This window comes from Wenjunlia vitaminophila DSM 41686, assembly GCF_000380165.1.
Taxonomy (GTDB): Bacteria; Actinomycetota; Actinomycetes; order Streptomycetales; family Streptomycetaceae; genus Wenjunlia; species Wenjunlia vitaminophila.
Genome location: NZ_KB904647.1, coordinates 102,916 through 116,105 on the forward strand (window position 1 = coordinate 102,916; position 13,190 = coordinate 116,105).

Sequence of the window (13,190 nt, forward strand, 5' to 3'; positions counted from 1 at the left end):
CATACTGTGGCTTCCGGGTGCCGCCGCCAAGGCCGTCGACTGCATCGTCAGAGCGAACGGGTCAGGCCCTGGACCTCTCCGGGGCGGCCGAGGTGGAGGGCGGTGCCGCGGGGGTGGGCGCGGCGGGGCGGCGCGTGGTCCCCAGGTGCCACAGGAGGGTGATGACGGTGATGGCCGCGGCCACGAGGCCCAGCTCGGCCGGGGCGAGCCCGAACCACTCCTGCGCCAGCCCGCCGAGGCCGCCGCCGAGGGCCATCCCGAGGTAGAGGGCGGAGGAGTTGAGGGCGAGCAGGACGGGTGCGGCGGCGGAGCCGAGGGCGATGAGCCGGTGCTGCTGCGGGACGACGACGACGCCGAGGGTCGCGCCCCACACCGCGGACCAGACCAGGGCGGGCACGAGGGCACGGGTCGCCAGTGGGGTCAGCGCCAGGGCGAGGGCCGCGAGGGCGAGAGGGCCGGTGAGGACCCGGGCGGGGGCGTGGCGGTCGACCAGGCGTCCGGCGGCGATGTTTCCGGCCAGGATGCCCACGCCCCAGGTCAGCAGGAGCAACGTCAGCAGCGACTCGTCGCCGTCCGTGGCGTCCCGCAGGGCCGGGGCGATGTAGGTGTAGAGGGTGTAGGCGCCGAGGAAGGCGAGCGAGGTCACCGCCAACAGCGACAGCACCCGGCCCTGCCCGAGCGGACGCAGGCGATCGGACAGCGAGGCGGCGGGGAGCGTCACGGCGGGCAGGCCGACGGCGATGCCGACGGCCGCCAGCAGGCCGGTCCCGGCGACGGCCCACAGGGTGACGTGCCAGTCGGCGCGGCCGACGAGCGTGCCGAGCGGCAGCCCCAGCGCGGTCGCCAGCGTCAGGCCGCCCAGCACGAAGGCCAGCGCCCGACCGCGGCGCTCCGGTGGCACGATCGCCGCCGCGGTGCTGGAGGCGGCGGAGTTGATGACGCCCGCTCCCACGGCGGTGACGACACGGGCGGCCATCGCCATCTCGTAGTTGGTCGCCAACGCGGTGGCGGCGTTGCCGGCCACGAACACGCCCAGGGCGATCAGCAGTGTCGACCGCCGGTCAAGGCCGCTGGTGAGGGCCCCCACGAGCGGCGCCGACAACGCCATCGTCAGGGCGAACACCGTCACCAACTGACCGGCCGCCGGGGTGGAGACCCCCAGGTCGGCGGCGATGGAGGGGAGCAGGCCGGCGATGACGTAGCTGTCGGTGCCGACGGCGAACGTCGCCAGGGCCAGGGGGAGAAGTCGTTTGATCACGGATCGTGCCGCCCTTCGGAGCACCGGGGAGGTGGGTGATCGGCACTGTAGGCAATACATGGATTGTTGTCCATGTATCAATGAATGGATAGGCTGGGTCCCGTCACGGACGGAGGGAAGCGATGCGTGAGGTGTCCCAGCCGGCGACCGAGGCGATCCGGATGGTGGAGGTGCTGCGCGCGCTGGGCGACCCGGTGCGTCTGGAGATCGTCCGACGGCTCGCCGCGGCCGGCGAGGTGAGCTGCAACACCATCGGCGGCGAGCTGGACGTCCACCAGACGACGATGTCCCACCACTACCGGGTGCTGCGCGAGGCCGGCGTCACCTGGACGACCGTCAAGGGCCGGACCCGGCTGGTGCGGCTGCGCCGCGACGACCTGGACACGCTGTTCCCCGGCCTGCTCGACTCGGTGCTGAACGGCGCCCGCCACGGGCGTGCCGCCGCAGGAGGCTGACACCGGGCCCCCACCCCGGCTCATGTGGGTCGGGACCCGCGGCGGGAACCGGTCAGCCGGCCGGGTTCAGCAGGCCCGCCAGGTCCGGGTGCACCCGCCCCGGGATGATGGTCGTGACGCTGTACGTCGCGACGCCGTTGGCGACGAACGGGTCCTGTGCGGTGATCTGCTCGATCGTGGCACGGTCGACGCCGTGCGCGACGATGGCGCCGCCGATCGAGGTGGGGGTGGTCTGGCCGGAGACCAGGAAGGTCCCGTCGCGGTGGTGCCGGTCCAGGTAGGAGACGTGGTCTTCGACGAACGGCTCCGCGGCCTCCTCCGAGCCGGTGTAGTGGAGCGACAGCAGGTGCAGCATGCGGGTTTCCTCGAACGTCGTGGGTGGTCGGCCATCATCGCACCTGGCTGCGCGGCGGTGGCCGTCCGCGCGTCTACAGCGGACACGACCTCGAGCCCGACTAGAATCCGCAGTGTTCGACGACCCTTGCTCCCTCCAGACGCGGAGGCACCGGTTATGCACGCGAACGTAGGCGACAAGCTGTGCACGCACGGCAGGACCGTCGGCCAGAAGGACAGGGTCGGCGAGATCATCGAGGTGCTGGGCCGAGACGGTGGCCCCCCGTACCGGGTGCGGTTCGACGACGGCCACGAGACGCTGATCTCCCCGGGGCCGGACACCGTGGTCGAGCACCCGGGCGCGAGGTAACCCGCCCGCACCCCCTCGTCCCGTCACCGACCCCCGCGTCCCGTCACCGACCCACTCGTCCCGTCACCGACACCGAACACCGGGGCGCCGGTGCCCCGACGCCCCCCGCGTTCACCGCCGGACCTCCGGCGCGACGGTGCGCCGCCCGTAGTGGTCCGCGACCACCCAGCTCATCGCGCCCAGCGGGTCGGCGACGACCTCCTTCGCCGAGAAGAAGACGTTTCCCCGCACCTCGGGGTACGCGTGGTCCAGGGTGAGGTGCCGGGACAGCTCCCCGGGGTCCTGCCAGGCCTCGGGCTGCGCCGGGTCCCCGACCTTGTACAGGGCCTCGCCGACGTAGAGGTGGACCCGGGTGCCGCGCACCGTCCGCGACCACCAGGGCACCAGGGTCGCGTAGTCGGCGGCGGCGAAGCCGATGTTCCAGTAGAGCTGCGGGACGACGTAGTCGATCCACTCCTGCCGGACCCAGGAGCGGGTGTCCGCGTACAGGTCGTCGTACGTCTGCACCCCCGCCCTGGTGTCCGAACCGGACGGGTCGGTGGCCGCGTTGCGCCAGACCCCGAAGGGGCTGATCCCGAAGGCGGTCCCGGGCCGGGCGGCACGGAGCCGGTCGGACGTCTCGCGCACCAGCAGGTCGATGTTGTTGCGCCGCCAGGCGGCGCGGTCGGGGAAGTCCCCGCCGTACGCGGCGTACGCCGCGTCGTCGTCGAAGACCTGGCCCGCCACCGGGTACGGGTAGAAGTAGTCGTCCCAGTGGACCCCGTCGACCGGGTAGCGGAGCGCGGCGTCCAGCATCGCCTCCTGGACGAACGCCCGCACCTGCGGCAGACCGGGGTTGTAGTAGAGCCTGCCGCCGTAGGGGACGGTCCACCCGGGGTTGCGGCGGGCGGGGTGGTCGGGGGCCAACCGCTCGGGGTCGGCGTGGTTGGCCACCCGGTAGGGGTTGAACCAGGCGTGCAGCGCCAGGCCGCGCCGGTGTGCCTCGCGGACCGCGAAGTCCAGTGGGTCCCATCCGGGGTCACGGCCCTGGGTGCCGGTCAGGTACTGGGACCAGGGCTCGTAGGGTGACGGCCAGAACGCGTCCGCGGTCGGGCGCACCTGGAGGATCACCGCGTTCAGCCGGAACTCGACCGCGGCGTCCAGCAGGGCGCGCAGTTCGGCCTGGTGCCGGCGGGCGGAGAGACCCGGGGCGGACGGCCAGTCCCGGTTGACCACGGTGGCGATCCACATCCCGCGGAACTGCTCAGGCGGCCCGGCCCGGCGCCCCGCGCCCTCCCGCGCCGGTGCCGGGCGGGCCGCCGCCGAGCCCGAGGCCAGCAGCACCGCCGACAGGCCCGCCGCCGTCACGCCTCCGAGACCGCGACGGCTGAGCCCGCCGCGACGGCCGTGGGCCGCACCACTGTCACCCATGGGTCTCCGATCTGCTCGTGGGGCGCGCCGGTGCGGGACCGCACCGCCGCCCGGCCATCGTGACGGGGTGACGCACCGGCACCAAGGCGCCACGCGGCACTCGTTGCCCGACGCGGACCGTTCACCCGGTCCCCCGCCCCCGGCCCCAGGGGGCCCGGGTAACGTCGGGAGGAGGGCGCCGGAACCATACGGCCGCCCTTCCCATGTCTCGAGACCAGCGAAAGGCACGGCGTGACGGACATCGAACGCGTCGGAGTGGTGGGGTGCGGCCTGATGGGCGCGGGGATCGCGGAGGTCTTCGCCCGATCGGGCCTCGACGTCCGGGTCGCCGAGACCACGGGCGAGTCCCTGGAGTACGGCCGGACCCGGCTGACCAACTCCCTGGACCGGGCGGCACGGCGAGGGAAGATCACCGAGGCGGAGCGGGACGCCGCGCTCGGGCGGCTGACGTTCACCACGGACCTCGGCGAGTTCGCCGACCGGGACCTGACCGTCGAGGCGGTGGTGGAGAACGAGCGGGTCAAGACGGAGATCTTCCGGGTGCTCGACCAGGTGGTGACCCGGCAGGACGCGATCCTGGCGTCCAACACCTCCTCCATCCCCCTGGTGCGGCTGGCCGTGGCCACCTCGCGCCCCGGCCAGGTGGTCGGCATCCACTTCTTCAACCCGGCCCCGGTGCAGCGCCTGGTCGAGCTGATTCCCGCCCTGACCACCACCGAGGAGACGGTCAAGCGGGCCGAGGCGCTGGTCAGCACGGTCCTGGGGAAGCACGCCATCCACGCCAAGGACCGCGCCGGCTTCGTGGTCAACGCGCTGTTGATCCCCTACCTGCTCTCCGCGGTCCGGATGTACGAGTCGGGTGTGGCCGGCCGGGAGGACATCGACGACGGCATGGAACTGGGCTGTGCCCACCCGATGGGTCCGCTGAAGCTCGCTGACCTGATCGGCCTGGACACGGTGGTCTCGATCGCCGACTCGCTGTTCGACGAGTACCGGGAACCGCAGTACGCGGCTCCGCCGCTGCTGCGCCGGATGGTGGACGCAGGACGGACGGGACGGAAGTCGGGCGACGGCTTCTACTCCTACTGACGCCGCCCGGACGCCAGCCCGCTCGGCCCCCGCCGGACGCCGATCCGTCCGCCGGCCGTGCGCCTGGCTCCGGTGCTGCGGGACCCGTCCTGGAGGTCGCCGGCCCGGTGGTCCGCCACCCGGGCCGGTGACCCGCGGCACCCTCAGAAACGACTTGACCTCAACCATCGTCGAGGTCGTACTGTCCACTGCTGCGTGGCTTACCGGAGGCAGAACGCCCGTGGTACGGCCATTTCAGGAAGGTTCCATGTGCTGATACGACTACTGCGGGCGCACCTCAGGCCCTACTCGACACCGATCACCGTGGTGGTGGTCCTGCAACTCGTGCAGACCCTCGCCGCCCTGTACCTGCCCACCCTCAACGCCGACATCATCGACCACGGCGTGGTCAAGGGGGACACCGACTACATCCTGCGCACCGGCGGCATCATGCTGGCCGTCACCGTGCTCCAGATCATCTGCACCATCGCCGCCGTCTACCTCGGCGCGCGCACCGCCATGGCGCTGGGTCGGGACGTCCGGGCAGCGATCTTCGACCGGGTGCAGTCCTTCTCGGTCCGCGAGGTGGGTCAGTTCGGCGCCCCCTCGTTGATCACCCGGACCACCAACGACGTCCAGCAGATCCAGGTCCTCGTGGTGATGGGGCTCACCCTCATGATGGCGGCGCCCATCATGGGCGTCGGCAGCATCCTGATGGCGTTGAACCAGGACGTCCCGCTCTCCCTCCTCTTCGTGGCGATCCTGCCGGTCCTGATCGGGGCCATCGCGTTGATCATCCGACGGATGGGACCGCTGTTCCGCTCCATGCAAACCCGCATCGACCGGGTCAACCGGGTGATGCGGGAGCAGATCACCGGCATCCGGGTGGTCCGCGCGTTCGTCCGGGACCCCCACGAGCAGCAGCGGTTCTCCGGCGCCAACAACGACCTGATGGACGTCTCGGTGGGCGTGGGCCGGCTGATGGCGCTGATGTTCCCCACCGTGATGCTGGTGATGAACCTGTCCAGCATGGCGGTGATGTGGTTCGGGGGGCACCGGATCGACAGCGGGTCCATGCAGGTCGGCGCGTTGACCGCGTTCCTGAACTACCTGGCGCAGATCGTCATCGCGGTGATGATGTCGACGTTCATGCTGGTGATGGTTCCGCGGGCGGAGGTCTGTGCGGAACGGGTGCTCGAGGTGCTGGACACCGAGACCAGCGTCCGGCCCCCGGCCACCCCGGTGACCGCGCTGCGCGGCCGGGGACACCTGGAGCTCCGGGACGCCGAGTTCCGCTACCCCGGGGCCGAGGAGCCGGTGCTGCGGGGGGTGAACCTGCTCGCCCGGCCGGGCGAGACCACAGCGATCATCGGTTCCACCGGCAGCGGCAAGACCACCCTGCTGAACCTGATACCCCGGCTGTTCGACGCCACCGCGGGCAGCGTCCTGATCAACGGCACCGACGTACGGGACCTGGACCCGGCCGCCCTGGCCGGTCTGATCGGCCTGGTGCCCCAGAGGCCCTACCTGTTCTCCGGCACCGTCGCCTCCAACCTGCGCTACGGCAACCCCCAGGCCACCGACGACGAACTGTGGCACGCCCTGGAGATCGCCCAGGCCAGGGACTTCGTCGAGGCCCTGGAGGAGGGCCTGCAGGCCCCGATCGGGCAGGGCGGCGGCAACGTCTCCGGTGGCCAGCGGCAACGCCTGGCCATCGCCCGCGCCCTGGTGGCCAAGCCGGAGATCTACCTCTTCGACGACTCCTTCTCCGCCCTCGACTACTCCACCGACGCCGCGCTGCGCGCCGCGCTCGCCCGTCAGACGGGCGACTCCACGGTGGTCATCGTGGCCCAGCGGGTGTCCACCATCCGGCACGCCGACCGCATCGTCGTCCTGGACCAGGGCGAGGTGGTGGGCACCGGAACGCACCACGAGCTGATGCGGACCACGCCCACCTACCGGGAGATCGTGCTCTCCCAGCTCACCGAGGAGGAAGCGGCCTGATGGGCGAGGACACCAAGCGGCCGTCCGGTCCCCCGCGCCGCGGCCCCGGGCCCGCCCCGGGACCAGGACCAGCCATGATGCGCGGCGGCATGCCCACCGAGCGGTCCATCGACTTCCGTGGCTCGTCCCTGCGGCTGTTGCGGCTGCTGCGGCCCGAGCGTCCGCTGCTCCTGGTGGTGCTGCTGTGCGGGATCGTCAGCGTCACCTGCACCGTGCTCGGCCCCAAGCTCCTCGGCCGCGCCACCGACCTGATCTTCTCCGGCGTGGTCGGCAGGAACATCCCCGAGGACACCACCAAGGAACAGGCCGTCGCCGACCTGCGCGCCGACGGCGAGGACAACCTCGCCGACATGCTCTCCTCCATGGACGTCGTCCCAGGTCGGGGCGTGGACTTCGGCGACGTCAGCGAGGTGTTGCTGATCTTCGTCGGGGTGTCCGTCGCCGCGTTCCTGTTCGCCCTGCTCCAGGGGCGGATGACCACGCTGGTGGTGCAGCGGCTGGTCTACCGGCTCCGGGAGGAAGCCCAGGGCAAACTGGCCAAACTCCCCCTCAGCTACTTCGACCAGCAGCCGCGCGGCGAGATCCTCTCCCGGACCACCAACGACATCGACAACATCGGCCAGACGCTGCAACAGGCGTTCAGTCAGATGGTCACCTCACTGCTCACCATCGTCGGCGTGCTGACCATGATGGTGTGGATCTCCCCGCTGCTCGCCCTGATCGCCCTGATCACGGTGCCGGTGTCGGTGCTGGTCGCCGCGAAGATCGGCAAGCGGGCGCAGCCGCAGTTCGTCAAGCAGTGGGCCAGCACGGGCCGGCTCAACGCCCACGTCGAGGAGATGTACTCCGGCCACGCGCTGGTGAAGGTCTTCGGGCGGCAGAAGGAGGCCCGGGAGGTCTTCGACGAGCACAACGAGGCCCTGTACACGTCGAGTTTCCGCGCCCAGTTCGTCTCCGGCCTGATCCAGCCGTCGATGATGTTCATCGGCAACCTCAACTACGTGCTGGTGGCGGTGATCGGCGGGCTCCGGGTGGCCTCGGGCTCGATGTCGCTCGGCGACGTGCAGGCGTTCATCCAGTACTCCCGGCAGTTCGGACAGCCGATCACCCAGGTCGCCTCGATGGCCAACCTCCTGCAGTCAGGGGTGGCCTCGGCGGAGCGGGTGTTCGACCTGCTCGACGCCGACGAGGAGTCACCCGACCCGGTGCGGCCGGCCCGACCCGAGCGGGTGACCGGGCACGTCGCCTTCGAGCACGTGTCCTTCCGCTACCAGCCGGACAAGCCGCTGATCGAGGACCTGTCGCTGTCCGTGGAGCCCGGTCAGACCGTGGCCATCGTCGGTCCCACGGGGGCGGGGAAGACCACCCTGGTCAACCTGCTGATGCGGTTCTACGACATCAACGAGGGCCGGATCCTCCTGGACGGGGTGGACACCGGGACCATGACCCGCCCGGACCTGCGCGCCCGCATCGGCATGGTCCTCCAGGACACCTGGCTGTTCGGCGGCACCATCGCGGAGAACATCGCCTACGGGGTCGGTGACGTCCCCCGGGACCGGATCGTCGAGGCGGCGCGGGCCACGCACGCCGACCACTTCATCCGGACCCTGCCCGACGGGTACGACACCGTCATCAACGAGGAGGGCGACAACGTCAGCGCCGGGGAGAAACAGCTCATCACCATCGCCAGGGCGTTCCTCACCGACCCGGCGATCCTGGTGCTCGACGAGGCCACGAGCTCGGTGGACACCCGTACCGAACTGCTCATCCAGCAGGCCATGACCTCGTTGCGCGCCGGCCGCACCAGCTTCGTCATCGCGCACCGGCTCTCCACCATCCGCGACGCCGACCTGATCCTGGTGATGGAGTCCGGGCGGATCGTGGAGCAGGGCACCCACACCCAACTGCTCGCCTCGGAGGGTGCCTACGCCCGGCTGTACGCGGCCCAGTTCGCCCAGGCGGTCGCCGAGACGGGGTGAGAGCCCCGGGCCGGGCGGAGCGGCCGGGCCTACGGCTGCGGGGGGCGGCGCCGGTCCCCCGCGTCGCCTTCCCCGGGGGGCGGTGCCCCGGGCCCGCGGTCCGGCTCGCCGGAACGCGACCGGTGGACGTGCGGATGTTCGGGGTCTGACCGGTCCTGGGACGGCCGGCGGTCCGGCCGCTGCCCCACGTGGTCCGGGCCGTGGCCGTCCGGGGTGCCCTGCGGCTCCTCGTCCTCCAGGTAGGCCCGGGGGGGCAGCCCGTGCCGGGGGCACTCGGGGTTCTCGCACGGGCCGGGCCCCCAGACGGGGACCACCGTGCCGAGCACCTTGCGGCGCTTGACCACCACGTCCCGCAGGGGTTGGTGGCAGACGGCGCAGACATAGGCCCCACGCGGCACCAGCCGCGGATCTTCCTTACCGGCCATGCCCCCACCGTACGACCGCCTCCCTGCCCCTGCCACCGCGGTCGGGCCGGCCACGTGTCACGTGGCCGGCCCGCATCCCGGTGCCGGGGACCCGGGGGCCGGGACCCGGGGCCGCCCTCGACGGGCGGGCGCTGGTGGTCAGGCGCCGCGCAGGACCGCCGCCGTCCGCTGCTGGGCCGCGCGCACCGCGGCGTCACGGGCGCGGGTGGCCTCCTCCACGGTGAGCGTCCGGTCCTGGGCCCGGAACCGCAGCGCGTACGCCAGCGACTTGCGACCCTCGCCGAGCTGCTCGCCGGTGAACACGTCGAACAGCCGCAGCGACTCCAACAGCTCGCCCGCGCCCTCCCGCAGCGCCGCCTCCACCTCGGCGGCCGGAACGTCGGCGTCCACCACCAGTGCCACGTCCTGGGTGGCCACCGGGTAGGTGGAGAGCCTGGGGGCCTGGACGGGCCCGGAGCCGGCCGCCGCCAGGGCGTCCAGGTCCAGCTCCATGGCGCAGGTCCGCTCCGGCAGGTGCAGCGCCTTGATCGCCCTGGGGTGCAGCTCCCCGGCGTGGCCGATCACCCGACCGTCCACCACCAGCTCGGCGCAGCGGCCGGGGTGCCAGGGCTGGTACCTGCCCTGCCGCACGACCAACGGTGCGCCCGCGGCCTCGGCCACGGTGACCGCGGCCCGCACGGCGTCCGCCCAGCCCGCCGGGTGGCCGGGACCCCACCAGCCGGCCCGCTCCCGGGCCCCGGCGAGGACCACGGCGACGTGCCGGGGCTGCTCGGGCAGGGACGCGTCCAACTTCGCCAGCTCCTCCGCGGTGGGCCGTCGGTCCACCGGGAGGGGGGGTGCCGCCGGGGCGTCCGGGCGGGGGAGGAAGACCAGGCCCGTCTCGAACAGGGCGAGGTCGCGCATCCCGCGACCCTCGTTGCGGCGGAGCGCGGCGAGCAGGCCCGGCAGCAGGGTGGTGCGCAGCCCCGGCTCCTCCTCGGAGATCGGGTTGACCAGCCGCACCGTGGACCGGCGGGGGTCGTCGGCGTCCAGCCCCAGACCGTCCAGCGCGGCGGGTCCGAGGAACGGGTACGTGGGCGCCTCCACGTAGCCGGAGCCGGCGAGCACCCGGCCCACCCGGCGGTGCAGCCGCTGGGCCTCGGTGAGACCGCGGCCCGCCGGGGGCTTGGGCAGGGTGGAGGGCAGCTTCTGGTAGCCCTCGAGCCGGATGACCTCCTCGGCCAGGTCGTTGGGGTCGGTGAGGTCCGGCCGCCAGCTCGGGACGGTGACCACCAGCTTGTCCGTGCCGTACACGTCGCAGCCGACGTCCTGGAGGCGTCGGGCGACGGTCTCGCGGCCGTACTCGGTGCCCGCCACCCGGTCGGGGTGGTCGGCCGGCATGGTGATGGTCCGGGGGGCCGAGGGGGTGACGACCTCGGTGACGCCGGGTTCCGCGGTGCCGCCGCCGAGCAGGACCAGCAGGTCCGCCGCGCGCTGGGCGGCTGCCCGGCTCGCCAGCGGGTCCACTCCGCGCTCGAACCTGCGGGACGCCTCGGTGAGCAGGCGGTGGCGGCGGGCGGACCGGCTGACGGCCACCGGGTCGAAGTGCGCCGCCTCGATCACCACGGAGGTGGTGCCCAGCGGGCCGGTCGGCCCCGTGTCCCCGACGGCGATCTCGGTGGACTCCCCGCCCATGACGCCGGCCAGGCCGATCGGCCCGGAGTCGTCGGTGATCAGCAGGTCCTCCGGGTCCAGCGTCCGCTCCGCGCCGTCCAGGGTGGTGAGCTTCTCCCCCGGACGGGCCCGGCGCACCACGATCGGCCCGGTCAGCCTGGTGCGGTCGTACGCGTGGAGCGGCTGGCCGAGCTCCAGCATCACGTAGTTGGTGATGTCCACGACCAGCGAGATCGGGCGCATCCCGGCCTTCTGCAGCCTGCGCTGCATCCAGATCGGGGACTGCGCCTCGTGGTCGATGCCGACGACGGTCCTGGCGGTGAACCGGTCGCAGGCCATGGGGTCCTCCACCCGGACCGGGTAGCCGCCGGGGGTCGGACCGGGGACGTCGAGCAGGGCCGGGTCGCGCAGCGGCACCCCGTAGGCGACGGCCGCCTCCCGGGCCACCCCGCGCAGGCACAGGGCGTAGCCGCGGTCCGGGGTGACCGCGATGTCCAGCACCTCGTCGGCCAGCTCGAGCAGTTCGACGGCGTCGGCGCCCACCTCGCACTGGCCGGGCAGGATGAGGATGCCGTCGTGGTCGTCCCCCATGCCCAGTTCCCGGGCGGAGCAGATCATGCCCTCGGAGACCTTGCCGTAGGTCTTGCGCGCGGTGATCTGGAACCCTCCGGGCAGTACGCCGCCGGGCAGGATCACCGCCACCTTGTCGCCCTCGGCGAAGTTGGTGGCGCCGCAGATGATGTTCTGCGGGTCACCGGTGCCGTTGGCGTCGCCGACGTCCACCTGGCAGTACCGGATGGGCTTCTTGAACCCGGTCAGTTCCTCGATGTGCAGGACCTGGCCCACCACCAGGGGGCCCTTGAGGTCGGCGCCGAGGGTCAGCACCGTCTCGACCTCGAGCCCGGCGTCGATGAGCCGGGCGGCGACGCCGCGGCCGGTCTCCCCGGCGGGGAGCTCGACGTACTCCCGCAGCCACGAAAGCGGGATCCGCATCAGATCTCCATCCCGAACGGCAGGGTGAAGCGCACGTCACCCTCGACCATGTCTCGCATGTCCTCGACGTTGTGGCGGAACATCAACATCCGCTCGATCCCGAACCCGAAGGCGAAGCCGCTGTACCGGCCCGGGTCCACGCCGCAGGCGGTCAGCACCCGGGGGTTGACCATGCCGCAGCCACCCAGCTCGATCCAGCCCTCGCTGCTGCAGGTGCGGCACGGGCGGTCCGGGTTGCCCACCGAGGCGCCGCGGCAGGCGAAGCAGACCATGTCCATCTCGGCCGAGGGCTCGGTGAAGGGGAAGTAGGACGGCCGTAGCCGGGTGGCCAGGCCCTCCCCGAACAGCGCCGTGACCATGTGGTCGAGGGTGCCCCTCAGGTCGGCCATGGTGAGCCCCTCGTCCACGGCCAGCAGTTCGACCTGGCCGAAGACCGGGGTGTGGGTGGCGTCGAGCTCGTCGGTCCGGTACACCCGGCCCGGGCAGATCACGTAGACCGGCAGCTCCCGGTTGAGCAGGGAACGCGCCTGGACCGGCGAGGTGTGGGTGCGCAGCACGAGCCCGGACTCGCCCTCCCCGCCCGGGCCCCGGACGAAGAACGTGTCGTGCTCGGAGCGCGCCGGGTGGTCGGGGGCGATGTTCAGGGCGTCGAAGTTGAACCACTCGGTCTCGACCTCGGGCCCCTCGGCGACCTCGTAGCCCATGGCCACGAAGACGTCCACGATCCGCTCGGACATCGTGGTCAGCGGATGGCGGGCGCCGGCCGGGGCTCGGTCGTAGGCGAGGGTGACGTCCACCGCCTCCTCGACCAGCACCCGGGCGTCACGCTCGGCCTCCAGCTCGGCCTGGCGGGCGGCGAGCGCCCGGCCGACCTCGGCGCGGGCGCTGCCGNCCCGCCTGCCGGCCTCGGCCTTGGCCTGGGGGGGCAGCGCGCCGATCTCCCGGTTGGCCAGGGCCAGCGGGGAGCGGTCCCCGGCGTGCGCGACCTTCACCTCGCGCAGCGCCTCCAGGTCGGTGGCGGCGGCGATGGCCGCGAGCGCTTGGTCGCGCGAGCGGGCGACCGCTTCTGGTTTCAGTGCCTCGACCTCGACCGGGTCGTAGGACTTGTTAGGTGCGGACATCTCTTCCGTTGCTCCTGGTTGGCTGTGCTCGGGCACGGACGGAGAGTCTCGGTCCCGGCACGCTGCGCTGATCGGCCCACGCCGACGCAGGGATCGAGTCTAGTGCTGCTCCGCCCAGGTC

The 13,190-nt window shown here is 72.4% G+C and carries 11 protein-coding genes; 5 read left to right on the forward strand and 6 right to left on the reverse strand.

Annotation, left to right across the window (positions count from 1 at the left end; genetic code table 11):
* Nucleotides 1-61: 61 nt before the first annotated feature.
* The gene (locus tag A3IG_RS0103985) at nt 62-1,258 is read right to left on the reverse strand and encodes an MFS transporter (RefSeq protein WP_018382247.1); all 1,197 of its coding nucleotides are present in this window, start codon (nt 1,256-1,258) and stop codon (nt 62-64) included.
* A 122-nt stretch (nt 1,259-1,380) separates the two neighbouring features.
* Between A3IG_RS0103985 and A3IG_RS0103990 the strand changes: the two genes are divergently transcribed.
* Nucleotides 1,381-1,713 (forward strand): ArsR/SmtB family transcription factor, encoded by a 333-nt coding sequence (locus tag A3IG_RS0103990; RefSeq protein ID WP_018382248.1) that lies wholly within the window; start codon nt 1,381-1,383, stop codon nt 1,711-1,713.
* A 52-nt stretch (nt 1,714-1,765) separates the two neighbouring features.
* Here A3IG_RS0103990 and A3IG_RS0103995 read toward each other — a convergent pair whose 3' ends face one another.
* A complete protein-coding gene (locus tag A3IG_RS0103995) occupies nt 1,766-2,068 on the reverse strand; it encodes a YciI family protein (RefSeq protein ID WP_018382249.1) in 303 nt (100 codons plus the stop codon).
* 156 nt (nt 2,069-2,224) lie between these two features.
* On the opposite strand from A3IG_RS0103995, the gene A3IG_RS0104000 reads away from it, so the two are divergent.
* Nucleotides 2,225-2,416 (forward strand): DUF1918 domain-containing protein, encoded by a 192-nt coding sequence (locus tag A3IG_RS0104000; RefSeq protein WP_018382250.1) that lies wholly within the window; start codon nt 2,225-2,227, stop codon nt 2,414-2,416.
* 111 nt (nt 2,417-2,527) lie between these two features.
* Here the strand turns inward: A3IG_RS0104000 and A3IG_RS0104005 are convergent, their stop codons facing one another.
* Nucleotides 2,528-3,826: a glycoside hydrolase family 10 protein gene (locus A3IG_RS0104005; RefSeq protein WP_040910774.1), complete on the reverse strand. Its 1,299-nt coding sequence runs from the start codon at nt 3,824-3,826 to the stop codon at nt 2,528-2,530.
* A 231-nt stretch (nt 3,827-4,057) separates the two neighbouring features.
* Here A3IG_RS0104005 and A3IG_RS0104010 point away from each other — a divergent pair, with 231 nt between their 5' ends.
* From A3IG_RS0104010 to A3IG_RS0104020, 3 genes are all read left to right on the forward strand, one after another.
* Nucleotides 4,058-4,915, forward strand: coding sequence for a 3-hydroxybutyryl-CoA dehydrogenase (locus tag A3IG_RS0104010; RefSeq protein WP_018382252.1), 858 nt, complete (start codon nt 4,058-4,060; stop codon nt 4,913-4,915).
* 249 nt (nt 4,916-5,164) lie between these two features.
* On the forward strand, nt 5,165-6,898 hold the full coding sequence (locus A3IG_RS0104015; protein ID WP_018382253.1) for an ABC transporter ATP-binding protein: 1,734 nt from the start codon (nt 5,165-5,167) through the stop codon (nt 6,896-6,898).
* Nucleotides 6,898-8,877 (forward strand): ABC transporter ATP-binding protein, encoded by a 1,980-nt coding sequence (locus tag A3IG_RS0104020; protein ID WP_322887982.1) that lies wholly within the window; start codon nt 6,898-6,900, stop codon nt 8,875-8,877. Before A3IG_RS0104015 ends, A3IG_RS0104020 begins: the two co-directional genes overlap by 1 nt.
* Before the next feature lie 29 nt (nt 8,878-8,906).
* Here A3IG_RS0104020 and A3IG_RS34735 read toward each other — a convergent pair whose 3' ends face one another.
* The 3 genes from A3IG_RS34735 to pheS all read right to left on the reverse strand — a co-directional run bounded on the left by A3IG_RS34735 (nt 8,907) and on the right by pheS (nt 13,069).
* Nucleotides 8,907-9,302, reverse strand: a complete 396-nt coding sequence (locus A3IG_RS34735; RefSeq protein ID WP_201787463.1) for a hypothetical protein — start codon at nt 9,300-9,302, stop codon at nt 8,907-8,909.
* A 138-nt stretch (nt 9,303-9,440) separates the two neighbouring features.
* Nucleotides 9,441-11,948, reverse strand: a complete 2,508-nt coding sequence (pheT, locus tag A3IG_RS0104030; RefSeq protein WP_018382256.1) for a phenylalanine--tRNA ligase subunit beta — start codon at nt 11,946-11,948, stop codon at nt 9,441-9,443.
* The gene (gene pheS / locus A3IG_RS0104035; RefSeq protein WP_018382257.1) at nt 11,948-13,069 is read right to left on the reverse strand and encodes a phenylalanine--tRNA ligase subunit alpha; all 1,122 of its coding nucleotides are present in this window, start codon (nt 13,067-13,069) and stop codon (nt 11,948-11,950) included. Before pheS ends, pheT begins: the two co-directional genes overlap by 1 nt.
* Between the last annotated feature and the right edge of the window lie 121 nt (nt 13,070-13,190).